General features: G+C 61.7%; 24 protein-coding genes. 4 read left to right on the plus strand and 20 right to left on the minus strand.

Annotated features, from left to right (window positions below; all coding sequences use genetic code 11):
- Positions 1-91: 91 nt before the first annotated feature.
- Entirely contained in the window at positions 92-766 is a 675-nt protein-coding gene (locus J3P89_RS06110) for a COG3650 family protein (protein ID WP_434605197.1), read from the minus strand.
- 59 nt (positions 767-825) lie between these two features.
- Positions 826-1,425: a short chain dehydrogenase gene (locus J3P89_RS06115; RefSeq protein ID WP_434697006.1), complete on the minus strand. Its 600-nt coding sequence runs from the start codon at positions 1,423-1,425 to the stop codon at positions 826-828.
- A 105-nt stretch (positions 1,426-1,530) separates the two neighbouring features.
- On the opposite strand from J3P89_RS06115, the gene J3P89_RS06120 reads away from it, so the two are divergent.
- Positions 1,531-2,439 (plus strand): LysR family transcriptional regulator, encoded by a 909-nt coding sequence (locus J3P89_RS06120; protein WP_434572255.1) that lies wholly within the window; start codon positions 1,531-1,533, stop codon positions 2,437-2,439.
- A 169-nt stretch (positions 2,440-2,608) separates the two neighbouring features.
- Here J3P89_RS06120 and J3P89_RS06125 read toward each other — a convergent pair whose 3' ends face one another.
- The 6 genes from J3P89_RS06125 to J3P89_RS06150 form a co-directional block, all read right to left on the minus strand.
- Positions 2,609-3,310, minus strand: coding sequence for an ABC transporter ATP-binding protein (locus J3P89_RS06125; protein WP_186613630.1), 702 nt, complete (start codon positions 3,308-3,310; stop codon positions 2,609-2,611).
- Complete coding sequence (gene livG, locus J3P89_RS06130; RefSeq protein ID WP_434558356.1) at positions 3,311-4,078, minus strand: high-affinity branched-chain amino acid ABC transporter ATP-binding protein LivG; 768 nt, start codon at positions 4,076-4,078, stop codon at positions 3,311-3,313. It abuts the gene before it with no gap.
- A complete protein-coding gene (locus tag J3P89_RS06135) occupies positions 4,075-5,331 on the minus strand; it encodes a high-affinity branched-chain amino acid ABC transporter permease LivM (protein WP_434697008.1) in 1,257 nt (418 codons plus the stop codon). Before J3P89_RS06135 ends, livG begins: the two co-directional genes overlap by 4 nt.
- Entirely contained in the window at positions 5,328-6,251 is a 924-nt protein-coding gene (gene livH / locus J3P89_RS06140; RefSeq protein ID WP_014336891.1) for a high-affinity branched-chain amino acid ABC transporter permease LivH, read from the minus strand. Before livH ends, J3P89_RS06135 begins: the two co-directional genes overlap by 4 nt.
- 230 nt (positions 6,252-6,481) lie before the next feature.
- The gene (locus J3P89_RS06145; RefSeq protein ID WP_434697010.1) at positions 6,482-7,609 is read right to left on the minus strand and encodes a branched-chain amino acid ABC transporter substrate-binding protein; all 1,128 of its coding nucleotides are present in this window, start codon (positions 7,607-7,609) and stop codon (positions 6,482-6,484) included.
- Between the two features lie 60 nt (positions 7,610-7,669).
- The gene (locus tag J3P89_RS06150; RefSeq protein WP_434697012.1) at positions 7,670-7,918 is read right to left on the minus strand and encodes a hypothetical protein; all 249 of its coding nucleotides are present in this window, start codon (positions 7,916-7,918) and stop codon (positions 7,670-7,672) included.
- A gap of 30 nt (positions 7,919-7,948) precedes the next feature.
- Between J3P89_RS06150 and J3P89_RS06155 the strand changes: the two genes are divergently transcribed.
- On the plus strand, positions 7,949-8,254 hold the full coding sequence (locus J3P89_RS06155; RefSeq protein WP_434628858.1) for a DUF2288 domain-containing protein: 306 nt from the start codon (positions 7,949-7,951) through the stop codon (positions 8,252-8,254).
- 285 nt (positions 8,255-8,539) lie between these two features.
- Here the strand turns inward: J3P89_RS06155 and J3P89_RS06160 are convergent, their stop codons facing one another.
- Positions 8,540-10,714 (minus strand): hypothetical protein, encoded by a 2,175-nt coding sequence (locus J3P89_RS06160; RefSeq protein ID WP_434697013.1) that lies wholly within the window; start codon positions 10,712-10,714, stop codon positions 8,540-8,542.
- 353 nt (positions 10,715-11,067) lie between these two features.
- Between J3P89_RS06160 and J3P89_RS06165 the strand changes: the two genes are divergently transcribed.
- Positions 11,068-12,417 (plus strand): spinster family MFS transporter, encoded by a 1,350-nt coding sequence (locus tag J3P89_RS06165; protein ID WP_434697015.1) that lies wholly within the window; start codon positions 11,068-11,070, stop codon positions 12,415-12,417.
- A 173-nt stretch (positions 12,418-12,590) separates the two neighbouring features.
- On the opposite strand, the gene J3P89_RS06170 is transcribed toward J3P89_RS06165, so the two are convergent.
- Together J3P89_RS06170 and pobA are read right to left on the minus strand one after the other, a co-directional pair.
- The gene (locus J3P89_RS06170; protein WP_434697017.1) at positions 12,591-14,126 is read right to left on the minus strand and encodes an MDR family MFS transporter; all 1,536 of its coding nucleotides are present in this window, start codon (positions 14,124-14,126) and stop codon (positions 12,591-12,593) included.
- A gap of 51 nt (positions 14,127-14,177) precedes the next feature.
- On the minus strand, positions 14,178-15,368 hold the full coding sequence (gene pobA, locus J3P89_RS06175) for a 4-hydroxybenzoate 3-monooxygenase (protein ID WP_434697018.1): 1,191 nt from the start codon (positions 15,366-15,368) through the stop codon (positions 14,178-14,180).
- 170 nt (positions 15,369-15,538) lie between these two features.
- On the opposite strand from pobA, the gene J3P89_RS06180 reads away from it, so the two are divergent.
- Complete coding sequence (locus J3P89_RS06180) at positions 15,539-16,432, plus strand: helix-turn-helix domain-containing protein (protein WP_434697019.1); 894 nt, start codon at positions 15,539-15,541, stop codon at positions 16,430-16,432.
- A gap of 7 nt (positions 16,433-16,439) precedes the next feature.
- Here J3P89_RS06180 and J3P89_RS06185 read toward each other — a convergent pair whose 3' ends face one another.
- From J3P89_RS06185 to J3P89_RS06225, 9 genes are all read right to left on the minus strand, one after another.
- Entirely contained in the window at positions 16,440-16,616 is a 177-nt protein-coding gene (locus J3P89_RS06185) for a hypothetical protein (protein WP_305499247.1), read from the minus strand.
- A 259-nt stretch (positions 16,617-16,875) separates the two neighbouring features.
- Positions 16,876-17,235 carry a DUF5064 family protein gene (locus J3P89_RS06190; protein ID WP_434697020.1) on the minus strand — a complete coding sequence of 120 codons (360 nt, stop codon included), beginning with the start codon at positions 17,233-17,235 and terminating at the stop codon, positions 16,876-16,878.
- Between the two features lie 64 nt (positions 17,236-17,299).
- A complete protein-coding gene (gene arcC, locus J3P89_RS06195; RefSeq protein WP_434697021.1) occupies positions 17,300-18,229 on the minus strand; it encodes a carbamate kinase in 930 nt (309 codons plus the stop codon).
- Positions 18,230-18,395: 166 nt separating this feature from the next.
- On the minus strand, positions 18,396-19,406 hold the full coding sequence (locus J3P89_RS06200) for an ornithine carbamoyltransferase (RefSeq protein WP_434572282.1): 1,011 nt from the start codon (positions 19,404-19,406) through the stop codon (positions 18,396-18,398).
- A gap of 66 nt (positions 19,407-19,472) precedes the next feature.
- Positions 19,473-20,729, minus strand: a complete 1,257-nt coding sequence (gene arcA, locus J3P89_RS06205) for an arginine deiminase (protein WP_434697022.1) — start codon at positions 20,727-20,729, stop codon at positions 19,473-19,475.
- A 31-nt stretch (positions 20,730-20,760) separates the two neighbouring features.
- Positions 20,761-22,188, minus strand: coding sequence for an arginine-ornithine antiporter (arcD, locus tag J3P89_RS06210; protein ID WP_434697023.1), 1,428 nt, complete (start codon positions 22,186-22,188; stop codon positions 20,761-20,763).
- A gap of 288 nt (positions 22,189-22,476) precedes the next feature.
- A complete protein-coding gene (locus J3P89_RS06215; protein WP_434697024.1) occupies positions 22,477-23,823 on the minus strand; it encodes a CoA transferase in 1,347 nt (448 codons plus the stop codon).
- Positions 23,824-23,856: 33 nt separating this feature from the next.
- A complete protein-coding gene (locus J3P89_RS06220; protein ID WP_434697025.1) occupies positions 23,857-24,285 on the minus strand; it encodes a YbaN family protein in 429 nt (142 codons plus the stop codon).
- A gap of 138 nt (positions 24,286-24,423) precedes the next feature.
- On the minus strand, positions 24,424-25,014 hold the full coding sequence (locus J3P89_RS06225; protein WP_434697026.1) for a biliverdin-producing heme oxygenase: 591 nt from the start codon (positions 25,012-25,014) through the stop codon (positions 24,424-24,426).
- Positions 25,015-25,159: the final 145 nt, after the last annotated feature.

Below are 25,159 nucleotides of genomic sequence, written 5' to 3' on the forward strand. Positions count from 1 at the left end.
GGCGCACAACTGCGCCAAGGCGTTCTTCAAACCGGCGATTATAAGCCGCAATCCCGGTTTTCCGTGAGGTTAAAACCCGTCATGCGTCGAATCAGTCGTCGCGCGCGCCACCAAAGTAGGCGCAACCGCGCTGGACCTGACCGTTGACCCGCAACTCGGCGCTCATGTGCTGCACGCTGCCACTGGTGCTGTCGACGCAGCGTTGCGGCGTGACCCACAACTCGACCTTCTGGCCGTTGGCCTCGGTGCCGAGGTTGAAGCGGCCATCGCCCAACTGCTCCTCGACGTAAGGCACCGCCAGCGGCGGCTGCCCTTGGCGGTCCAGGACCAGGCCCTTGCCGCTGGCCTTGAGTGTCCATTCAGGGGCATGTCCCGCTGCCCGCAGAATCACTCGTTTGAAGTCAACATCATCGCAAGCGGTCCCGGAGCGTTCCAGGCGATACAGCTGCTCGACGTCCAGCTGGCTGTCGGTGCCGGCCGCCGCGCTGGAAACGATACGCCCGCGCAAATCGGCGAAGAGTTTGCCGCGATCATCCGCCAGGGTGGCGGCTTGTTGCAGCACACTGGTGCCGCCGGTGTCGTTGACGATGTAGCGGCGCTGTTCCTGGCATGGCTGGAACACCAGCTTGCCATCGGCCGCCGTGAGTTCGCCCTGCATGCGCGTCTGGCCGGCATGGGAGGCGCTCTGGCGCGGGGCGTCGAGCAACTGGCAGCCGGCGAAAAGCGCAAGCGAGGCAATACACAACAGGGAACGGGCGGCACGCATCATTGGGTCTCCAGACAAGTGCCGCCACGTTACTCAGACTGATCCTTCATCACAAGGGGTCAGCCGACGTGAAAAGTCTGCCCGGTTTGCAGGCCTTCGACGCTCTTGGCATAGGCCAATGCCACTTCAGCCGCAGGAACCGGCTTGTAGCCGCGGAAGTACGGCGCATATTTGTCCATCGCTTCCAGCAATACGTTCGGGCTTACCGAGTTGAGCCTGAGGCCCCGGGGCAGCTCGATTGCCGCAGCGCGCACAAAACTGTCGAGGGCGCCGTTCACCAGGGCCGCCGAGGCGCCGCTCTTGATCGGGTCGTGGCTGAGTACGCCGGTGGTGAGGGTAAAGGCTGCGCCGTCATTGGCGAATTCGCGGCCGATCAATACAAGATTGACCTGACCCATCAACTTGTCTTTCAAACCGAGGGCGAAGCTTTCTTCGGTCATGTCGCCCAGCGGCGCGAAAGTGACGTTGCCCGCCGCACAAACCAAAGCATCGAAGCGGCCGGTTTTTTCGAAAAGGGCGCGGATCGAGGCGCTGTCGCTGATATCCACTTGCACATCACCGCTGTGGCGGCCGATACGGACAATTTCATGACGGGGCGACAACTCGTTAGCGATGGCCGAACCGATGGTTCCGTTGGCGCCGATCAACAGGATTTTCATGGGCTGATCCTCAAATGGGGTAGACGAGGTTGCAGTCTAGAGTGGATTTTCCTCGGGATAAGCGTGCTAATAGGAAACCTTTGGTTTTCATTTGGAAACAATCAATTGAGCGAGATCGATGATCTGGCAGCGTTTGCCGTGCTGGTCGAGGCCGGCAGTTTTACCCTGGCGGCGCAGCGGTTGGGATGCAGCAAGGGGCAACTGTCCAAGCGCATCAGCCTGCTGGAGGAGCGGTTTTCAGTGATCCTGCTCCAGCGCACGACGCGACGTCTGAGCCTGACGGCGGCGGGTGCGGCGCTGTTGCCCCAGGCCCAGGCCTTGTTGGTGCAAGTGGAAAGGGCGCGTCAGGCGTTGGCCCGCTTGAAGGGTGAAATTTCCGGGCCGGTGCGGATGACGGTGCCGGTTTCGTTGGGCGAAACCTTTTTTGAAGGGCTGCTGACCGAGTTCGCTCTCGCCTACCCCGACGTGCAGATCGAGTTGGAGCTCAATAACGGTTACCGCGATTTATCGCGCGATGGGTTTGATCTGGCGATCCGCTCGGATGCGGCGATCGACGAGCGGCTCGTGGCTCGCCCGCTGCTGGCCTGGCATGAACTGACCTGCGCCAGCCCGGCCTATCTGGAACGCTTCGGTGAGCCCGCGGTTCCCCAGGCCCTGGCGGAGCACAAATGCCTGCTCAACAGTCATTACAGCGGCCGTGAGGAATGGTTGTACCACCAGCAACATGAATTGCTGCGGGTGCGGGTGTCCGGGCCGTTTGCCAGCAACCATTACAGCCTGTTGAAAAAAGCCGCCCTGGCCGGCGCTGGAATCGCCCGTCTGCCGTCGTATCTGCTTGACCAGGAACTGGCCGACGGCCGCCTGCGCTGGTTGCTGCGGGACTTTCAGACCCGTCGCATGCCGATGTACCTGGTGCATCCATATCAGGGCGGGTTGCCCAAGCGGACGCAGGTGCTGGCTGATTATCTGATTGAATGGTTCAAACGCAGCGGGGAGGCGCTGGATCGGTTGTAGTCGGTCCCTGTGGCGAGGGAGCTTGCTCCCGCTCGGTTGCGCAGCGACCGAAAAATCTTAGGGCCGCTACGCAGCCCAGCGGGAGCAAGCTCCCTCGCCACAGGGATCTACGTCCAACATCCGAGCAAAAAAAAACGGCCCGAAGGCCGTTTTTTCTATCGCGACAGACTCAACCGCCCAGGTACGCCTCGCGCACTTTCGGGTCGGTCAGCAGTGCTTCACCGGTGCCTTGCATCACCACGCGACCGTTCTCCAGCACGTACGCCCGGTCAGCGATCTTCAGCGCCTGGTTGGCGTTCTGCTCCACCAGGAACACCGTCACCCCATCCTTGCGCAGCTGTTCGATGATGTCGAAGATCTGCTGGATGATGATCGGCGCCAGGCCCAGCGACGGCTCGTCGAGCAGCAGCAGCTTGGGCTTGCTCATCAGTGCACGACCGATGGCGAGCATCTGCTGTTCGCCGCCGGACATGGTGCCGCCGCGCTGGGTAAAACGCTCTTTCAGGCGTGGGAAAAGGTGCAGCACCTTGTCCATCTGTTCCTGAAAGTCGCCCTTGTCGGTAAAAAAACCGCCCATGGCGAGGTTTTCTTCCACGGTCAGCCGGGCAAATACCCGACGGCCTTCAGGCACCACGGCGATGCTCTTGCGCATGATCTGCGCCGAGTCCTGGCCCACCAGTTCCTCACCCATGTAGCGGATGCTGCCGCTGTGGGCCTGCGGCGAACCGCAGAGTGTCATCAGCAGGGTGGACTTGCCGGCACCGTTGGCACCGATCAGCGTGACGATTTCGCCCTGGCGGACCTCGACGTTGACGCTGTGCAGCGCCTGGATCTTACCGTAGAAGGTGGAAACGTTTTCGAACTGCAGCATTTACGCTTCCCCCAGGTAGGCTTTGATCACTTCAGGATTGTCGCGGATCTGTTCCGGCGTACCGTCGGCCAGGGGCGTGCCCTGGTTGATCACGACGATGTGGTCGGAAATGCTCATGACCAGCTTCATGTCATGCTCGATCAGCAGCACGGTCACGTTGTGCTCCTCGCGCAGCACGCTGATCAGCGCCTTCAGGTCTTCGGTTTCCTTCGGGTTCAGGCCGGCGGCCGGTTCGTCGAGCATGAGGATCCGCGGACGGGTCATCATGCAGCGGGCGATTTCCAGGCGCCGTTGCTGACCGTAGGCCAGGGTCCCGGCGGTACGGTTGGCGAACTCGGTGAGGTTGACCTTGTCCAGCCAGTACTCGGCGTACTCCATGGCCTCGCGTTCGCTCTTGCGGAACGCCGGGGTCTTGAACAGACCGGCAAAGAAGTTGGTGTTCAAGTGACGATGCTGGGCGATCAGCAGGTTTTCGACCGCCGTCATGTCCTTGAACAGCCGCACGTTCTGGAAGGTCCGCACCACGCCCTTGCGGGCAATGTGATGACCGGGCAGGCCCTGGATCGGCTCGCCGTCCAGCAGGATGGTGCCGCCGGTAGGCTGGTAGAAACCGGTCAGGCAGTTGAACACGGTGGTCTTGCCCGCGCCGTTCGGCCCGATCAAGGCAACCACTTGTTTCTCTTGCACGGTCAGGGCCACGCCGTTGACCGCCAGCAGTCCGCCGAAGCGCATGCTCAGATTTTCGACTTTCAGGATCTCGCGGCTCATTTGCGCAGCTCCATGTGCGGGCGTTGCATAGGCAGCAGACCTTGAGGACGCCAGATCATCATCAGCACCATCAAGGCGCCGAACATCAACATGCGGTATTCGCTGAATTCACGCATCATTTCGGGAAGCAGGATCATCACGATCGCCGCCAGGATCACACCCAACTGCGAGCCCATCCCGCCCAGTACGACGATGGCGAGAATGATCGCCGACTCGATGAAGGTGAAGGATTCGGGCGTCACCAGGCCTTGGCGAGCGGCGAAGAAGCTACCGGCGAAACCGGCGAAAGCAGCCCCCAGGGTAAAGGCCGACAATTTGATCACGGTCGGGTTGAGACCCAGCGCACGGCAGGCGATTTCGTCTTCGCGCAAGGCTTCCCACGCACGGCCGATCGGCATGCGCAGCAGGCGGTTGATGACGAACAACGCGGCCAGGGCCAGCAACAAGGCAACCAGGTAGAGGAAGATCACCTTGTTGATCGAGTTGTATTGCAGGCCGAAGTACTCGTGGAAGGTCTGCAGGCCTTCGGCGGCTTTACGTTCGAAGGTCAGGCCGAAGAACGTCGGCTTCTCGATGTTGCTGATGCCGTTCGGGCCGCCGGTGATGTCGGTCAGGTTGCGCAGGAACAGACGGATGATCTCGCCAAAACCCAGGGTCACGATCGCCAGGTAGTCGCCGCGCAAGCGCAGGACCGGGAACCCCAGCAGAAAACCGAAGGTGGCGGCCATCATCCCGGCGATCGGCAGGCAGATCCAGAAGCTCAGGCCGAAGTAGTGCGACAGCAGCGCGTAGCTGTAGGCCCCGACGGCGTAGAAGCCGACATAACCCAGGTCCAGCAGGCCGGCCAGGCCTACAACGATGTTCAGGCCGAGGCCGAGCATCACGTAGATCAGGATCAGCGTGGCGATGTCCACCGCGCCGCGAGAGCCGAAGAACGGCCATACCAGGGCCACGACGATCAGGCCCAGCACGATCCAGCGCTGGGTCGACGGCAGGGTCAGGAAGTTGCTGGCCTTGGCCGGGATCACCGGCACGCCGGGCGACGCTTTCCACGCCGCACCGATCTGCGTGCTGAACAGCACCCGCAGGAACATCAGGACGGAACATACGGCGATGGTCGCCAGGATGGTCGGGCTGGTGCCGTGCACTTCCAGGTTGATACCAACGATGGTCAGTTTGAGACCGAGTACCGGATAGGCCACGGCCCAGACCAGCAGGGCGCTGAAGAGCGCCGATTTGAGATGCCTAGTCATACTTTCTCAACCTCCGGACGGCCCAGGATGCCGGTCGGCCGGAATAACAGAACCAGAACCAACAAGCCGAACGCCACGACGTCCTTGTACTGGTCGCCGAAGATGTCGGCACCAAAGGCTTCCGCCACGCCCAGCACCAATCCGCCGAGCATCGCGCCGGGGATGCTGCCGATGCCGCCGAGCACCGCGGCGGTAAAGGCTTTCAGGCCCACGAGGAAACCGGCGTTGGGGTTGATGACGCCATATTGCATGCTCAACAGCACCGCGGCGATGGCCGCCAGGGCCGCACCGATGACGAAGGTCAGGGCGATGATGTTGTTGGTGTTGATGCCCAGCAGGTTGGCCATCTTGATGTCCTCGGCGCAGGCGCGGCAGGCGCGGCCCAGGCGGGAACGGGAGATGAACAGCGTCAGGCCGAGCATGGCGACCAGGGTCACCACGAACACCACGATTTGCATGTAGGAAATCAGCACTTCATGTGCCCCGCCTGGCCCGATGGCGAAGTTGCCCGGAATCAGGTTGGGAATGGATTTGTCCTTGGAGTCTTGCGAAAGCAGTACCGTGTTCTGCAGGAAGATCGACATACCGATGGCGGAAATCAGCGGGATCAGACGGTTGCTGCCGCGTAGCGGGCGGTAGGCGATCCGTTCGATGCTGTAGCCATAGGAACTGGTAACCACGATGCTCGCGATGAAAGCTGCGGTCATCAACAGCGGGACACTGTCGAGTCCCATCATGGCCAGCCCGGCGATGGCGATGAACGCCACGTAGGAGCCGATCATGTATACCTCGCCGTGGGCGAAGTTGATCATTCCAATGATGCCGTAGACCATCGTATAGCCGATGGCGATCAGGGCATACGTGCTGCCAACGGTCAGGCCGTTAACCAGCTGCTGGAAGAAGTGATAGATGTCAGGCATTACAGCGCTCCTAAAAACCTGATACGCATTTCACTGGTGGAGTCATTTTCCCGCCCGGGTCCCGTGGATCTGCATCCACTTCGAACACGAGGTTTGCCAGCGAACCGCTGATGACGGTTTTGAGATTTTCAGGTGGGGAGACTGGCGGATCACGCCAGCGCGGCCCAATACATTTAAAACAAAGCCCACGGCACGCCGTGGGCTTTATTGGCAGTCAGTCAGGCCAGGCCTTACTGAGGCGAAGCTTCGGTTTTAGGTTTGCCGAAATGCCACTCGTAAACCACGAACTTGAAGTCCTTCAGGTCGCCCTTGTCGTCGAAGCTCAAGTCACCGGTTGGCGTCTTGAAAGTGCCGGCATGGATGGCTTCAGCCACTTTGGTCGCGTCTTCGCTCTTGGCAGCCTTGATCGCGTCGGCGATCACGGTCACAGCGGAGTAGGACGGGAATACGAACGGACCGCTCGGGTCTTCTTTCTTGGCCTTGAACGCATCAGCCAGGGCGACGTTGGCCGGATCCTGGTCGAAGGATTTCGGCAGGGTCACCAGCAGGCCTTCGGAAGCTTCCTTGGCGATCTGCGAGATCGAGTCGTTGCCCACGCCTTCCGGACCCATGAACTTGGCTTTCAGGCCTTTTTCCTGGGCTTGACGCAGGATCAGGCCCAGCTCCGGGTGGTAGCCGCCGTAATAGACGAAGTCGACATTGGCTTGCTTGAGCTTGGCGATCATCGAGGAGAAGTCCTTGTCGCCGGCGTTGACGCCTTCGAACACGGCAACCTTGGTGCCTTTCTTCTCGAGGGTAGTTTTCACAGCGGTGGCGATGCCTTCGCCGTACTGCTGCTTGTCGTGCAGGACCGCAACGATTTTCGGCTTGACGTGGTCGGCGATGTAGTTGCCTGCCGCCGGACCTTGGGCGCTGTCCAGGCCGATGGTACGGAAGATCATCTTGTAGCCGCGAGCGGTGATGTCCGGGCTGGTAGCCGCCGGAGTGATCATGATCACGCCTTCGTCTTCGTAGATGTCGGAAGCGGGCTGGGTGGAGCTGGAGCACAGGTGGCCGACCACGAACTTGATGCCGTCGTTGACGACTTTGTTCGCGACCGCGACCGCTTGTTTTGGATCACAGGCGTCGTCGTATTCAACGGCTTCGAGTTTCTTGCCGTCGACGCCGCCCTTGGCGTTGATCTGTTCGATGGCCATTTTCGCGCCACTGAACTGCATGTCGCCGTATTGGGCTACAGGGCCGGTTTTCGGGCCGGCGATGCCGATCTTGATGGTGTCGGCGGCGAACGAATGGCTGGCAACCCCGGCCAGAACCATAGCGGCAAACAGTTTGGAAATCTGCTTAGTAGCCTTAGTCATAGTGCTCCACTCATGCTGTTGTAGTTTTTATAGTCCTGGCGCCGTAGCAGCAGAACCGGGTCAGATATCTTGGATACCCTCGCGGAAAATGCCCCCGGCAACTGTACCGGTACAGTGTAGAGCGCCGATTGTTGGCAAGGGAAGCTGGCGCTTGGGGGCAAAACCTGGGGGTGTCGCTTTATTGAAAGAAAAAGACAGATTCGCGGCGGGGTTTGTCCGGTCAAATCGGCAATCCTTGGCTTTCCTGCGCTTTTCAATCGGTGCTGCAATTGCAACCGGGTTTTTCTGCCAGACCACCGACGTTATCATTCGCGCCGATTTCTTTTCCGGACAGCTCCCATGAATCAAGAACCTAGCACCCTCTATGCCAAATTGCTCGGTGAAACCGCATCCATTACCTGGAAGGAGCTGGAACCGTTCTTTGCCAAGGGTGCCCTATTGTGGGTCGATCCAGCACTGGATCTGATCGCCGCCGCCGAGGCCATTGCCGAGGACGAAGGTACCAAAGTCGCCGCCTGGCTGGCCGGCGGGCAGCTCGCCAAGCTGTCTGAAACGCGGGCGCTGGATTTTCTCGAGCGTGATCCGCTGCTGTGGGCCGTGGTGGTTTCGCCGTGGATAATGGTCCAGGAAAGGGCGTCGAATTGATCGGTGCACCAAGTTGGTTCGTGTTTTTGCATCTTCGAAAGTGTGTAGGTGAGTAGCGTGATGGCAGCCTGCCGTGGCGAAACGCCACAGGGCAGGGTGACGTATACGTAACGGGAACAGTTTTTTGCGCAGCCGGTGGGCTGCCTAATTGTTTCTGGATATTGTTTTTGCGGTGCCGCTCAAGGCCCCTTCGCGAGCAGGCTCGCTCCCACAAGGGATCTGTGTTCACAAATCCTGTGGGAGCGAGCCTGCTCGCGAATCGGGCGCCTCGGTGTCACGCCAGCCTCAGTAACTCTTGCCAGTATGGTTATTAAGCGAAATAACCTTGGTCTTGCCAATCCGGTGACGGTAGATCTCACGCAGATACTTGATGGACTTCTTCACGCAGTCGCGGGACAGGCGGATGTCATTGATCGAGACGAACTTGTCCTTGTCGCTGATCAGCTCGCGGTACTTCTTCTCGTACATCGGCTTGATCGCGTACCAGTTGGTGTCGAGGATCTTCGCCGGGTTCTCGAATTCGTTGAGCAACTCATCGATGCGTCCTTCATCGAATTCTTCATTGATGATGAAGTCCAGGATCGAGTTGTCCAGGGTCTCGTCGAAGCGATACGGCGTGCGGGCAAAGCAGCGCTTGATGAACGCCACGATCAGGGTCAGGAAGTCATCCGACAGGCACGGGCTCTTGGCGATCAGGGTAGTCAGCGACAAGTTGGCCGAGGCGCCGATCACCAGCGCATAGCGCTTGAGCGTGGTGTTCGGGAACAGGCTGTTGAGGTGGGTCTTGAGCCGGTTCAGGTCCATGTAGGACAGCTTGTAGTCCTTGGGCAGCGAGACGATCGACACCACCGACGAGCAGTTCTTGAAGAAGTGCAGGTCGTGCAGGGCGGCGGCGTCATAGCCGGAATTCTTGTATTGCTCCAGCGAGGCCCGGTAACGCTTTGACTCGATCGGCAACAGGCTGATGCCTTCGATGGCCTGGGTGACCTTGTTGAAGTGCGGCAGGTCGATGGAGCGGAAGAACAGGTCGTCGATGTTCAGGCGCGGCGGCTCTTTTTCGAACACCTTGAACTTGTCGCCGCTCGGCGCCGGGGTTTCCGGAACGACGGATTCGGCGTAGGCAATCGCCACCGGGCCGGCCAGGCTCATGAACAGGTCGTTGGCATCCAGGCGAATGGTTTCGCCGATGTCGATGCCGGCGCGCCGGAAGTAGTTCTGGTCGTAGTCGGTGGTCACGGCCTGGGCCGTGAGGATGTTGAAGATCTGTTGGGAAATGTACTGGTTGGCGTGCTTTTCCATGGCATTGACATCGATGTTCTGGATGTTGCCGTCATCGCTTTCTTCGGCGTAGCGCATGATGTCGTTGGAGATCAGCATCATCGCGTTCCATGGGCGGATACGGCCCATGACGCTGGCTTCGCTGCTGTCTTCATTGGCGAAGTTGTACGAAAAATCCCATTCTTCCGAGAGGTATTTGCACAGCAGCCGTCCGGCGTTGATGTGCAGCGCCTCGGACATTTCACTGCGGTGATCGGAAATGTTCGGCAGCACGCAGATGCCGCTGGTGAAAATCGGTTCGAAGACGAAGGAATGACCGCTCTTGCTGTCGTGTTCGTCCATCGGCTTGGTGTCGAACGTCTTGTTCATGTACGAGTACTGCTGGGCCAGTCCGAACTCCGAAGCCATGCCCGAACCGGTACCGCCGCCGGCGCTGAAGATCGAGAAGTACAGGCGCGACTGGTTGGCCTTGATGCCGCAGCTGTCGATCAGGTACGAGTGGATCATTTTCCAGTCGGGGCTGGAGAAGCGCTGGGTGTCCTTGTTCAGGATTATCTTCGCCAGGTACTGGCCGAGGATCGGCGCGTTACCGGCACCACCGGCGTGGACTTCGGAGAGGTCCATGATTTTCATCTTGCTGTAGTCGCGCAAGAACCCGCTTTTTTCGCCCTTGCGGGAAAACCGAATACGCCCGGCGATGTCTTTGTCCAGGTCGCCGAGCATGACCAGCGGTTCCACCAGGAACACCGGTTTGCTGGCCTTGCCGGTCCCCAGGCGCAGGTTGCGCATCCACTGAGCGGGGCGATAGCCCTTGTCACCGTAGTGCTTGTCTTCGGCGTTGAATTCGTTGAGATAGAACTTGCGCGCGTTGTAGACCAGTTCCGCTACGTCCAGGGCGATGTTGGAGCCGCAGCGCCCGAGGCCGATCAGGCACACCGAGGGGAATTCCTGCTGGCCACGTTCGCTCTCGTCATCCACCAGGTGCGGCGGGCGGGGGAATACGGCATCACGCAGGCCATCGAGGTTGTCGAGGATGCGGTCGGTGTTGGTCTCGGTGAAATACAGATATTGCTGGGTCGCCAGGGATCGCGAGCTGCTCGACAGCGCCGAGGCGTCCGCGCCGTTGGCGGCCGGGCTCAGGGTCAGATCGGAAACCGCAGTGGCTGTTTTTTTGGAGGTCATTGTGCGCCGTATGCCTGACTGGTCGGTTCGACGATTGGGTCATCGAACCATCGCGGATGGGAGCTCGCGTCTTTTGATCGCGCGAAGGTCGGCCCAAGCGTCCAGGCAATGCCTGGGCCCCGCTCGGGAGAATCTTTCCTGATTATCTGGATCGGCATCTGTAGGACGATCTTTAATCATGAAGGGGCAAAATGATGGCATTTCCTACAGAAAAATGACCGTCGTCATGGATGCGCCATTCACCATGGTCGGGTATCAGCCGCGCGAATGATTGAAGACAGCGCGCACGCTGCTGTCTAGATTGCAGACTCCGGGCTCGGATGCCTCGCCCAACAATAAGAAGAGACGGACCCATGCAGAACTCGACCCAAGCGGCGAATGCCTGGCGCATTCTGTTCCTGCTGTTCCTGGCCAACCTGTTCAATTTTTTCGACCGCACCATCCCGGCGATCATCATCGAGCCGATCCGCATGGAGTGGAGCCTCAGCGATTTTCAGATCGGCATCATCGGTACCGCCTTCACCATCGTCTATGCCATCGCGGGCCTGCCATTGGGACGCATGGCCGATACCGGTTCGCGCAGCAAACTGATGGGCTGGGGCCTGGCGGCCTGGAGTGGGCTGACGGCGGTAAACGGCCTGGTGGGCAGTTTCTGGGCGTTCCTGGTGGTGCGCATGGGCGTGGGCATCGGTGAAGCCAGTTATGCGCCGGCGGCCAACTCGTTGATCGGCGATCTGTTCCCGGCGCACCGTCGGGCTCGGGCGATGGGCATTTTCATGCTGGGGCTGCCGCTGGGCCTGCTGCTGGCTTTCTTTACCATTGGCGCGATGGTCAAGGCGTTCGACAGCTGGCGCGCGCCGTTCTTCATTGCGGCGGTGCCGGGCCTGGTGCTGGCGGTGTTCATGTTTTTCATCAAGGAACCCAAGCGCGGCGCGGCGGAAACCGTGGCGGTGTCTCAGGAAAAGGTCGACAAGCCGATTCGCCGGTTGCTGGCGATTCCGACCTTTCTCTGGCTGATCCTGGCGGGGCTGTGCTTCAACTTCGCCACGTATGCCTGCAACTCCTTCCTGGTGCCGATGCTGCAGCGCTATTTCGGGATGCCGCTGCACGAGGCGGCCGTGGCGACCGGGATCATGGTCGGTGTGACCGGGTTGTTCGGGTTGACCCTTGGCGGCTGGGTGGCCGACAAAATTCACCAGCGCGTGCCCAATGGCCGGTTGTTGTTCGCGGCCTTCAGCCTGGCGATTTCCACGGTGACTACCGCTTGGGCCCTGCATGCCGGGCGCATCGAAATCGGCATTTTTGTCGCCGTGTTCAGCGTCGGCTGGCTGTTTGCCTATAACTTCTACACCTGCGTCTACACCGCGATCCAGGACGTGGTGGAGCCGCGCCTGAGGGCCACGGCGATGGCGTTGTATTTTGCCGGGCTGTATCTGCTCGGCGGTGGCCTGGGGCCGGTGGTGGTCGGCGGCCTGTCGGATTACTTCGCCCGCACGGCCATGGCGGCCGCAGGCGCCCCGCAGATGACCGAAGCGTTCAAGGCGATCGGCCTGCATGACGCGATGTACCTGATCCCGGTGGCGCTGCTGTTGACCATGGTGTTCCTGTTCCTGGCCTCTCGCTGCTTCGTGCGCGATGCCCAGCGGATGAAGGAAGGGATGAGCGCGGTGGTGGAACCGGGTGGGGTGGCGGCGACTGCTTGAGACTAACTGCTGGCGAAACAGCTTTTGTGGCGAGGGGATTTATCCCCGCTGGGCTGCAGAGCAGCCCCAGAAAAACACTCAGCTAACCTGACACATTGCGGCGTCGGTTTTAGGGCTGCTGCGCAGCCCAGCGGGGATAAATCCCCTCGCCACAGGGGTCAGTGCCATCCGCACTAGCGAGTTTTTTCTTCTCGCCCGCGCAACAGGCAATCGGGCATTGCCAGCGCCGCCGCCAACCCCAGCAACGATACCGCCGCGCTGATCATCAGCAAATGCCGGAACGTCGCTTGCAGTTCCTCGCGCAAGGCATCCCGTGCCGCGCCCGGCGCGGCGTTCAGGCCGTCGAGCAGCACGTTGCCGGAATGCCCTTCGCCGATCATTGACGAACCGGCGAGCTGGGCGAAACCCGAGTCCTGCAACAGCGCCAGCAGCAACGCCGACATCAATGCCACGCCGACCGCGCCGCCCAGTGAGCGGAACAGGTTGGTGGTGCTGGTGGCCACACCGATGTCCCGTTGCTGCACCGAATTCTGCGAACCCACCAGCGAGGTGGGAAATTGCATGCCGGACGCGATGCCGCCAAGCAGCATGAACAGGCTGCTGAGCCAGAATGCCGCGGGCGGGGTGAAGGCCATGCCGAGGATGGCGAACGGGAAGAGCAGGGCGCCACTGAGGATCATCGGTTTGTAGCGACCGCTGATCGAGGTGCGCCGTCCGGCGAAATAGGCGCCCATCGGCAGGCCCATCGCCAGTGGCAGCAGATGCAGCGCGGCACTGTCGGCCCCGGCGCCGGTAACGCTCTGGAAGCGCAACGGCACCAGCACCGTCAGCGAGATCGCCTGGAAACTGGTGAAGAACACCGTGCACCAGCACAACACCGCGCTGCGGTTGACGAACAGGTGCATGGGCAGCAACGGCTCCCGGGCGCGGCGCTCATGCCAGGCGAATACCCCCAGCACGACCACGGCGCCACTCAGCAGCCCGAGCACTTCGCGGCTGTGCCAGGCGTGGCCCTGGCCCACCTGGGTGATGCCCAGCAGCAAGGCGGTCAGGCCGATGATCAGCAACACGGTGCCCAGGTAGTCGATGATGGGTGTGCGTTGCGGCACCGGCAGCCCCACCAGCGTGCGCCGGGCCACGAGCCAGGCGCCCAGGCCCAGCGGCAGGTTGATCCAGAACACCCAGCGCCAGGACAGGTATTCGGTCATGTAGCCGCCCAGCACCGGCCCGGCGACGCTGGCCACCGCATACATGCTGCTGAAGTAGCCCTGGTAACGGCCACGTTCTCTGGGCGGGATGATGTCGCCGATGATCGCCTGGCTCACGGAAATCATCCCGCCAGCGCCGATGCCCTGGAAAATCCGCGCCACTACCAGTTGTTGCATGTCCTGCGCCAGGCCGCAGAACAGCGAGGCGAGCGTGAACAGGCCCATGCCGAACAGCATCAATGGCCGCCTGCCGTACAGGTCGCCCAGTTTGCCGTAGATTGGCACCGCAACGGTCATCGCGACCATGTAGCCGGAGATCACCCAGGCCAGCAGGCTGACATCCTTGAATTGCGCGGAAATCGCCGGCATCGAGACGGCGACGATGGTCTGGTCCAACGCACCGAGGAAAATCGCCAGCATCAGCGCCACCAGCACGCTGCGGATGGCGGGTTGCGGGACTTGAGGCGTATCGAGCTGATTCAAGGCTGGACCTGCGGGCATCGCGCCGGGGAGGCGAATAGACGGGAGCCCGCAGTTTAAATCGATAGTTGGCTATTCGATAGCCTCGTAAGGAAGGCCGACATAATTTTCCGCAATGGTTTTTCGACCGGCCTCGGAGTCGACGAAATATTCCAGCTCCGCTTCGCTGATGCGCTGGTTGAACGCATCGTCGTCGAAGCGATGCAGCATCGAAGTCATCCACCAGGAGAACCGTTCGGCCTTCCAGACCCGCCGCAGGCAAATGGCCGAATAGCGTTCCAGGAGATCCACGCGACCGTCGCGATAGACCTTGAGCAAGATGTTGAACAACGTGCTGACGTCGCTGGCGGCCAGGTTCAGCCCCTTGGCACCGGTGGGCGGGACGATGTGGGCGGCGTCGCCGACCAAAAACATTCGCCCGTACTGCATCGGTTCGACGACAAAACTGCGCAACGGCGCGATGCTTTTTTCGATGGAAGGGCCGGTCACCAGCGCTTTGGCCAGGTCGGCGGGCAGGCGGTTTTTCAGCTCGCTCCAGAAACGCTCGTCCGGCCAGTCGGCTATCTGTTCCTCGGCGGGCACTTGCAGGTAATAACGGGTGCGGGTCCGCGAGCGCATGCTGCACAGGGCAAAGCCGCGCTCATGGCGGGCGTAGACCAGCTCCTCGTGGACCGGCGGGGTGTCGGCCAGGATGCCGAGCCAGCCGAACGGGTAGACGCGCTCGAAGACCTTGAGTTTTTCCGCCGGGATCGATTGCCGCGCAACACCGTGGAAGCCGTCGCAGCCGGCCACGTAATCGCAGTCCAGACGCCAGGTTTCGCCCGCATGCTCGAAGGTCACGAAGGGCTGGTCGGTCTGCAGGTCGTGGGGCTGGGCGTTATCGACCTGGTACATGGTCTGCGCGCCGCAGGCCTCGCGGGCGGCCATCAAGTCGCGGGTGACTTCGGTCTGGCCGTAGACCATGACGTTCTGGCCGCCGGTCAGTCCCTTCAGGTCAATGTGCACGCGCCGGCCATTGAGGACCAGCTCGAAGCCATCATGGGGCAGGCCTTCGGCATCCATGCGCTGGCCGACCCCGGCCTGGCGCAGCAACTGCACCATGCCTTGCTCAAGCACGCCGGCGCGGATGCGGCTGAGGACGTAGTCGGGTGTCTGGCGTTCCAGGATCAGCGTGTCGATGCCGGCGTTGTGCAACAACTGGCCGAGCAGCAGTCCAGAGGGGCCGGCGCCGATAATGGCGACTTGGGTCTTGAGGGTTTTCATTGTTGTTATGACTCGCAAGAGCACGCGACCAGGGTCGGTGTTTATTATTAGTAATCCTGGCCTGCATTTTTCGCTTGCGAACCTGTCAATTGAAGGGGAAAACTGCGCTGAAACCTGTACTTTCTGCCAATCGGTGCGATTACCGCCCGTAACCCGAGGCCAACCCTCGTATGAAGAAAACCGAGCTGCCTTCGATACCGGTGTTCAAGCTCTACGGCGAGAGCCAGGACTGGCCGACGCCGGACCTGCTGCATTGCGAAACCATTTCCACGCGCAGCAGCGAACACCAGTGGGAAATCAAACCCCATCGGCATGCGGACCTGTGTCAGTTACTGTTTGTCTACAAGGGCCAGGCCGAGCTGGAAATAGAAGGCCAGCGCACCCGGCTCGACGAGCCGGCCGTGCAGATCCTGCCGCCCTTGTCAGTGCACGGCTTTCGCTTTTCCGAGGATGTGCAAGGTTACGTGGTTACCCTGGCGGCGCCGCTGGTGACGCATCTGCAAGGGCAGCTCGGGCATTCGGTGAATGTCCTGGCCCAGGCCGAAGCCTACCCGGCCGGCGAAAACGCCGACTACCTCAACAGCCTTTTCAGCGCCTTGCAGGCGGAATATGTTGGCCACGAACCGGCCCGGGAAATGCTGATGCATGCACTGGTCAGCGTGATCATGGTCTGGGTCAGTCGCCAGGTAATGGACAGGCGTACCTCGTCGCAGCGCCCGCAACGGGCCCGGGAATATCTCAACGGGTTCATCCAACTGGTTGAGGAAACCTATCGCCAGCACGTCAAGGTCGAAGACCTCGCCCATCGCCTGGGCATCTCGGTATCGCACCTCAACGGCACCTGTCGCGAACTGGCCGGGCAACCGGCGTTGCAGATCATGCACGAGCGTCAGCTGCTGGAGGCCAAGCGGCTGCTGACCTACACCGGCATGACCATCTACGAGATCTCCGAACTGCTCGGCTTTTCCGACCCGACCAATTTCACCCGGCTGTTTCGCCGGCGTGTGGGCATTTCGCCTAAGGCCTTCCGCGACCGGCTAAAGGCCGATCAGCAGGACGACTGAAACCGCTTCAGCGCAGAGCGTTCAGGGATGCGTTGTGCGGTATGCAGCGTTCAAAGTTGCAGCTGGCGTATTCACGGGGCAATTGCCTGGCCTGTTCGACCCGATAAGCCGCGGTGCCATACAGCGCTAGCGTGGCCGTGCAGGTGACAAAAATGGCGAGGCGTCTTCTTGTTTTGATGTTCATGGCGATGACCTCTGAACGAATACCCGGGGGTACTGTTTTCAGCATAGGTCAGCCATGGCGAGTTGCCAGTCGGGCGGGTCTTGTGTGTAGCCCGGTATTCAGGCCACTGATAGCGCCAGGTGCAGGGATTCATTGTGGCGAGGGAGCTTGCTCCCGCTGGGCTGCGCAGCGGCCCGAGGATTTTGCGGTCGCTGCGCAACCGAGCGGGAGCAAGCTCCCTCGCCACAGGTGCTTTGCAGGCCCGAAGTGGGTGTCAGGATTATTCCAAATGCTCAGGCTTCATCGGATCACCCGGCTTGACGTCGAGCTGGTGCCGCACGTCTTCGAACATCTCGTCGTAATACTTGTGCATCGAGCCGATGCTGGCGGTCTTGGGCATGCCGTACTGCTGGGCGATGCGCGTGGCGTGGCGGGCGAAGTCGAAGGCCTGGTCCTTGGCCAGGAAAAACGTCTCGTCCACGCTCTTGTCTTCCACCGTGCCGTGCAGCCGGAACGACATGCCCGTTCCTTCCTCGGGATCCTGGATCACCTCGTAATCGATGCACAGGTTGTAGCTGTAGTCGTCCTTGTTCAGCGCATGGCGTTCCATGTGCAGGTGACCGGGTTGGAACGTGGCCATAAGGGTCTCTCCTTCGAAGGCGTGGAGAACGGCAGACACCGCGCCTGCCGTATAAGTTTTGTGGTTACCGATAAACAATCCCCGGCGTTGCCGTGCTGATGCGCGTGCCGGCGGTGCCCTGGACGATAGCCTCGATGTCCGACAGCGACCCGATCACCGCGACCTTGCCGGTGTGGCGGGCGAATTCGCAGGCGGCTTGCACCTTGGGCCCCATGGACCCGGCGGCGAAGCCCAGTTTTTCCATCTCGTCGGGGTGAGCCTGGGCGATGGCTTTCTGGGTCGGCTTGCCGAAATCGATGAAAGCGGCGTTGACGTCCGTGGCGATGACCAGCAGATCGCTTTCCAGCTGTTCGGCCAAGAGTGCCGAACACAGGTCCTTGTCGATCACCGCTTCGACGCCTTGCAGGTTGCCGTCGGCGTCGTACATCGTCGGGATGCCGCCACCGCCGGCACAGATCACGATGCTGCCTTTTTCCAGCAGCCACTTGATCGGACGGATTTCAAAGATGCGCCGGGGCCGTGGGCTGGCGACCACCCGGCGGAACTTGTCGCCGTCGGCGGCAATCGCCCAGCCTTTTTCTGCGGCCAGTTGCTGCGCCTCTTCCCGGCTGTAGACCGGGCCGATGGGCTTGGTCGGGTTCTGGAAAGCCGGGTCGTTGGCGTCCACTTCGACTTGGGTCAAAAGCGTGGCGAAGGGCACTTCGAAGTCCAGCAGGTTGCCCAGTTCCTGTTCGATGATGTAGCCGATCATGCCTTCGGTTTCGGCGCCCAGCACGTCCAGCGGATACGGCGTGACCGAGGTGTAGGCCGCCGCCTGCAGCGACAGCAGGCCGACCTGCGGGCCGTTGCCGTGGGCGATGACCAACTCGTTGCCGGGATGGATCCTGGCGATCTGTTCGGTCGCGGTGCGGATGTTGCTGCGTTGATTGTCGGCGGTCATGGGTTCACCCCGACGCAGGAGGGCATTACCGCCCAGGGCAACGACGATGCGCATGGTGCTGTCCTTTCAAGTCAGATCGAACAAAACAGTTCCCTTGTGGGAGCGAGCTTGCTCGCGATGACGGCGGCACATCCAACATCAATGCAAGCTGACACTCCGCCATCGCGAGCAAGCTCGCTCCCACAGTGAAGAGCATTCCAACAGGGGATCGGGCCGGTGTTCAGATATCCGCCAATGCCGCCACCAGGATCGCCTTGATGGTGTGCATGCGGTTCTCCGCCTGTTCGAAGGCGATGTTCGCCGGGGATTCGAAGACGTCCTCGGTCACTTCCACGCCGTTGGCCAGGTTCGGATAACGCGCGGCGATGTCCTTGCCGACCTTGGTTTCACTGTTATGAAAGGCCGGCAGGCAGTGCATGAATTTCACCCGCGGATTGCCCGAGGCTTTCATCATTTGCGCGTTGACCTGATAGGGCAGCAGTTGCTGGATGCGCTCGTCCCAGGCCTCCACCGGCTCGCCCATGGAGACCCAGATATCGGTATGGATGAAGTCCACGCCCTTGACCGCTTCTTCCGGGTCTTCGGTGATGGTGATCCGTGCACCGCTTTGGGCGGCGAAGGCCTGGCACTGGTCGATGAAGTCCTGATGCGGCCACAGGGCTTTTGGCGCGCCGATGCGCACGTCCATGCCCAGCTTGGCGCCGATCATCAGCAGCGAGTTGCCCATGTTGTAGCGCGCATCGCCCAGGTAGGCGTAGCTGATGTCATGCAGCGGCTTGTCACTGTGTTCGCGCATGGTCAGGGTGTCGGCGATCATTTGCGTGGGGTGGAATTCGGCGGTCAGGCCGTTGAACACCGGCACGCCGGCGAACTTGGCGAGTTCCTCGACGATCTCCTGCTCGAAGCCACGGTATTCGATGGCGTCGAACATCCGCCCCAGCACCCGGGCGGTGTCCTTCATGCTTTCCTTGTGGCCGATCTGTGACGAGACGGGGTCGATGTAGGTGACGTGGGCGCCCTGGTCATGGGCCGCGACTTCGAAGGCGCAACGCGTGCGGGTCGAGGTCTTCTCGAAGATCAGCGCGATGTTCTTGCCTTTGAGGTGCGGTTGCTCGGTGCCGGTGTACTTGGCGCGCTTGAGGTCGCGGGACAGGTCGAGCAAAAAGTGCAGCTCGCGGTGGGTGTGGTGCATCAAGCTCAGCAGGCTGCGGTTGCGCATATTGAAAGCCATCATGGATCTCCTTGGGTGTCGGTTATCCCCTGGGCCGTTTTCGATAAAACGACCCAGGCTCAGAGGTCAGTAGTCGATTGGGTCGCGGACGATCGGGCAGGTCATGCAATGGCCGCCGCCACGGCCACGACCGAGTTCGCCGGCGCTGATGGTGATGACTTCCACCCCGGCCTTGCGCAGCAGGGTGTTGGTGTAGGTATTGCGGTCGTAGCCAATGACCACGCCTGGCTCGAGGGCGACCACGTTGTTGCCGTCGTCCCATTGCTCGCGTTCGGCGGCGAAGCTGTTGCCGCCGGTTTCAACGATCCGCAGCGCGGGCAGCTTGAGGGCGCTGGCGACGGTACTGAGGAAGCTGCCTTCCTCGCGCCGCACGTCGATGCCGCCGGGTTTGCTCTCGTCCGGGCGCAGCGAAAACGCGACGATCTGGCTGACGACTTCAGGGAAAATCGTCACTAGGTCGCGGTCACAGAAACTGAACACGGTGTCCAGGTGCATCGCTGCGCGGGAACGTGGCAGCCCCGCGACAATCACCCGCTCGACGGCGTTGTGCTTGAACAGGTTCAGTGCCAGTTGACCGATGGCCTGGCGCGACGAGCGTTCGCCCATGCCGATCAATACCACGCCATTGCCGATGGGCATTACGTCGCCGCCTTCGAGGGTGGCTTTACCGTGGTCCAGGTCCGGGTCGCCGTACCAGATCTGGAAATCGGCTTGGGTAAACTCGGGATGGAATCGGTAGATGGCGGTGGTAAGCAAGGTTTCCTGGCGGCGGGCCGGCCAATACATCGGGTTCAGCGTCACGCCGCCGTAGATCCAGCAGGTGGTGTCGCGAGTGAACTGGGTGTTGGGCAGCGGCGGCAGGATGAAGCTGGAGTGCCCGAGGAAGTCGCGGAACATCTGGATGGTCTTGCCGCCGAAGCTGTCCGGCAGGTCATCGGCCGAGACGCCGCCGATCAGGTATTCGGCGATCTTGCGTGGCTCCAGGCTGCGCAACCAGGCGCCCACTTCATGCACCAGGCCGAGGCCCACGGAGTTGGCGGTGATCTTGCGATGCAGGATCCAGTCGAGCGCTTCGGGGATGGCGACGATGTCGGTCAGCAGGTTGTGCATCTCCAGCACGTCAATACCGCGTTCACGCATCTTGGTGACGAAATCGAAGTGATCGCGCTTGGCCTGGTTGACCCACAGCACGTCATCGAACAGCAGTTCGTCGCAGTTGTTCGGCGTCAGCCGCTGGTGGGCGAGGCCTGGTGAGCAGACCATGACTTTGCGCAGTTTGCCAGCTTCGGAATGGACGCCGTATTTCACTTTTTCCGTGGTCATTAAAAATCCTCCAGATGAAACAGTCAGCCGGCTACAGGCTCAGGAAGCCGTCATAAAGGCCGTAGGCAGCCACCAGGGCACCGACCACCACGGCGGCGAAAATCAGCTTCTCGACCGAGGTGAAAACCGGTTTGCCCAGTTCGCGCTTGGCCTTGGCGAACAGGATCGCGCCGGGGGCGTAGAGCAGGGCGGAGAGCAGCAGGTACTTGATCCCGCCGGCATACAGCAGCCACATCGCGTAGATCAGCGCGATGGCGCCGATGAACAGGTCCTTGCGCCGTTCGGCCAGGGCGTTTTCATAGGTTTCACCGCGTACCGCCAGCAGCAGTGCGTAGGCCGCCGACCACAGGTACGGCACCAGGATCATCGAGGTGGCGAGGTAGATCAGCGACAGGTAGGTGCTGGCGGAAAACAGCGTGACGATCAGGAACAGCTGGACCATCGCGTTGGTCAGCCACAGCGCGTTGGCCGGTACATGATTGGCATTTTCCCGGCGCAGGAAGGCCGGCATGGTGTGGTCCTTGGCGGCGGCAAACATGATCTCGGCGCACAGCAAGACCCAGGACAGCAGGGCACCGAGCAGCGAGATAACCAGGCCGACGCTGATCAGCACAGCGCCCCAGTGACCGACCACGTGCTCGAGTACGGCGGCCATGGACGGATTCTGCAGCTTCGCCAGTTCAGGTTGGGTCATGATGCCCAGCGAGAGCACGTTCACCAGTACCAGCAACAACAGCACCGTGATGAAGCCGATGACCGTGGCCTTGCCGACGTCGCTGCGTTTTTCGGCGCGGGCCGAGAAAATGCTCGCGCCTTCGATGCCGATGAACACCCACACGGTGACCAGCATCATGTGTCGCACCTGATCCATCACGCTGCCCAGGTCCGGGTTTTTCAAGCCCCAGATGTCAGCGGTGAAGATATCCAGCTTGAAGGCGAACACCGCGATCAGCACGAACAGCAGCAGCGGCACGACCTTGGCGACGGTGGTCACCAGATTGATGAGCGCCGCTTCCTTGATGCCCCGCAGTACCAGGAAGTGCACGGCCCACAGCAACAGCGAAGCGCCGATCACTGCCGTCACGGTGTTGCCTTCGCCAAACACCGGGAAGAAATAGCCCAGGGTGCTAAACAACAAGACGAAGTAGCCGACGTTGCCGAGCCAGGCGCTGATCCAGTAACCCCAGGCCGAGGAAAACCCCATGTAGTCGCCAAACCCGGCCTTGGCGTAGGCGTACACCCCGCCGTCCAGATTGGGTTTGCGATTGGCCAGGGTCTGGAACACGAATGCAAGGGTCAACATGCCGACTGCGGTGATGGCCCAGCCGATCAATACGGCGCCGACATCGGCGCTGGCGGCCATGTTCTGCGGCAGGGAAAAGATCCCGCCGCCAATCATCGAACCCACTACCAGCGCAACCAGCGCGCCCAGTCGAAGTTTTCCGGGGGTATCGGACATTGCAGGACTCTCATGCGAAGGAGAGTCAACAGCCTAAGTCGATTCAAAGGGGCGACAGCTGATCTGGGTCAGTTCAACCGCGAAGCATGAGCTGAAAGGGCTGGATGCAAAACCTGTGGGAGCGGGCTTGCTCGCGAAGGCGGTGTGTCAGTCGATTGAGATGTTGGATGTGCCGGCCTCTTCGCGAGCAGGCTCGCTCCCACGGTGATTCTGTGTAGGTCGTGGGATCTGCGTTTGTCGAAAAAATAGCATGTGGGAGCGAGCTTGCTCGCGATGGCGATCGAACGATCACCACTGAGGGCGATGTGCGCCCAGTTCGGTGGCTGGCAGGGCCCACTGCAACGGTGTGCCGGTGATTTTCAGCGGCACCTGCAGGCGGTGCGCCGGGCCCCAGGGCGTTTGTTCCACCAGCAGTCCCTGGTCGGCCTCGTCTTCGGGGCGCAACGCAGCCCCATCGCCGGTGCCAGCCTCGATCAACAGCTTCGCCGTGCGGGCCAGCGACAAGCGTGCCGAACCGCCACGGCCATCGGCCAAGCGCCTAGCCAGCAGTACGATCGCGCTGGCCGCCATCAGGTAGCCGGTGCCGTGGTCCAGCGCTTGAACGGGCAGCGGCGTCGGTTTGTCTGCCTGTTTCCAGGCCATGCCGGCCTCGGCGATGCCGCTGCTCATCTGCACCAGGCTGTCGAAGCCGCGTCGGTGTTGCCAGGGGCCACTCCAGCCGTAGGCGTTGAGGCTGACGTCGATCAGCCCAGGCGCCAGTCGGCGGCGTTGTGCGGCGCCGTAGCCCAGGCGTTCGAGCGCGTCGGCGCGATAGCCGTGCAGGAGGATGTCAGCATCCTTGAGCAATGCTTCGAACGTCGCGCGGTCGGCGGGCTGATGCAGATCGAGGCGGGCGCAGCGTTTGCCAAGGGTAACTTCCGGAACCGCGCCGGGTTCGTTCCAGGTCGGCGGGTCGATACGCAGCACATCGGCGCCCAGCCCGGCCAAAAAACGGCTGGCAATCGGGCCGGCCAGCACGCGGGTCAGGTCAAGCACCTTCAAGCCCGCCAGCGGCTGGGCGACTGAGCCGAGCCAGGGTTCAAGCGAAGCTGCACTCATGTCATCGAAGTGAGCAAGCGGTTCGGCGTTCACCGCCAAACCTTGCGGATGGGCCTGCCACGCCTGCCAGGAACGCATCTGTGCGGCGCAACCACCGGCGTCGACCACGGCCTGTTCCAGTTCGGCCTTGTTCCAACGGGCAACTTTGCTCGCCATGTCGGCGCGGTCGATGCAGGTACCGAGGACCTTGTCCGCGGCAAGACGATGATGCGGTGCGTTGGTGTGCAGGCGAATCCAACCGTCGGCGGTGGCGTAGTCGCCAGCCACCGGGTCCCACAGCGGCGGTACGCTCCAGCCGACGGGCCGCAGGGACGTGGCGAACCAGAACGAGGCCAGGCGCCGGTCGACTTCAAGCGTCGGCAGGCGGCCGGTCTGCTGATGAATGAGTTCGGCGACTGCTTGACCGGCCGTGGCGATGCTGGCGCAGGCCAACTCGGTAACGGCGAACGCAGAGGGCAGGGCGCCTTCGCCAGTGAAGGGGATCGGAGTCGTGGGCAAACCGAGGGCGGTTTGCATGGATGTGAGCAGATCTGACATCGAAAGCCCTCCAGGCGAGAGAGCGATCATAGTTCAAAATTGCGTAGGGGGCCGCTTCGCGCCCCAGCGGGAGCAAGCTCCCTCGCCACGAGTTTCCGGGCGTGACCAGATCCACAGGTTGCCCAGGCCCATGCCGGCCATGGCCAGGTACATCGGCCAGCCGTGGGCAAGCATCAGCCACATCATTGCGGCACAACCGAGCATGCTGATCGTGGCGCCGACCTTGGCCCGGCGCGGGATGACCTTGCCGTTGCGCCAGTTGTGCAGCATCGGTCCGAATAACCGATGGTGCTCCAGCCAGGCGCTCAGACGCGGCGAACTGCGGGTCGCGGCCCAGGCGGCGAGCAGGATGAACTCGGTGGTCGGCAGGCCGGGCACGACCAAGGCGATGAGGCCGATGGCCAGGCTGGTGTAGGCGAGCAGGGCGAAGAGCAGTTGGCTGGGTTTTCGGGGACGGTTCATGGGGGGTTTCTGATCATGTGCAAAATCCCTGTGGGAGCGAGCCTGCTCGCGAAGGCGGTGTGTCAGCCAACAGTTGTGGCGGATGATCTTCTGTCTTCGCGAGCAGGCTCGCTCCCACCAAGGCCCGGAGAAGAGTTTTCAGGCCAACTCGGCCGCATAGGCGTGTTCCAGCAGCACGGTAAACCGGTTGAAGGCCTCCAGCGCGCCTTTGTCCGCCTCGGCTTCCTGCTGTTCGGTGAAGGCCAGGCCGTCGAGGGTACGGGTGAAGGTTTTCCAGCCTTCGGCACGGCCGCCCGCCGGTTCCGCCAGGTGCCGGGCGCCGAAGGTTTCGTTCATTCCCAGGGCCACGGCACGCTTGATCAGGAACGCGGCGCCGAGCTTCGAGCCCTCGGAAACGAACAGCCAGCCCAGCGCTTCGGCCTGGCTCGGGTTTTTTACCGCTCCGGCCACCGGCGCGGGCACTTCGGTGTCCAGGTCCGCGAGATCCGCCTTGGCCGCTTCGGCGCGGCAGCGGGCCGCCAGGTCGGGTATCAGGGCAGCCAGTTGCGCGTCGTTGTACAGCGCCACCAGTTCTGACTGGAACAGGTACTGGGCGACGACGAAGCGCGCGTAGCTGGCCTTGGTTTCGAATGGGGCGTGGGCCTTGACCAGGGCGTCGAGCTTGCCGTGGGGCTCGTGGGTGATCTGGTTCAGGCGCTGGGAACGTAGAGTGGGGCGTGGGGTGGTCATGAAAAACTCCTTGGAGTGAAATACACCGTGGCGAGGGAGCTTGCTCCCGCTCGGCCGGGCTGGCGCTCCAGTGCGCAGCGACCGTTAGATCTTGGGGGCGCTTCGCACCCCAGCGGGAGCAAGCTCCCTCGCCACGGATGGCTTT

Source organism: Pseudomonas sp. Z1-14 (assembly GCF_051132005.1).
Classification (GTDB): domain Bacteria; phylum Pseudomonadota; class Gammaproteobacteria; order Pseudomonadales; family Pseudomonadaceae; genus Aquipseudomonas.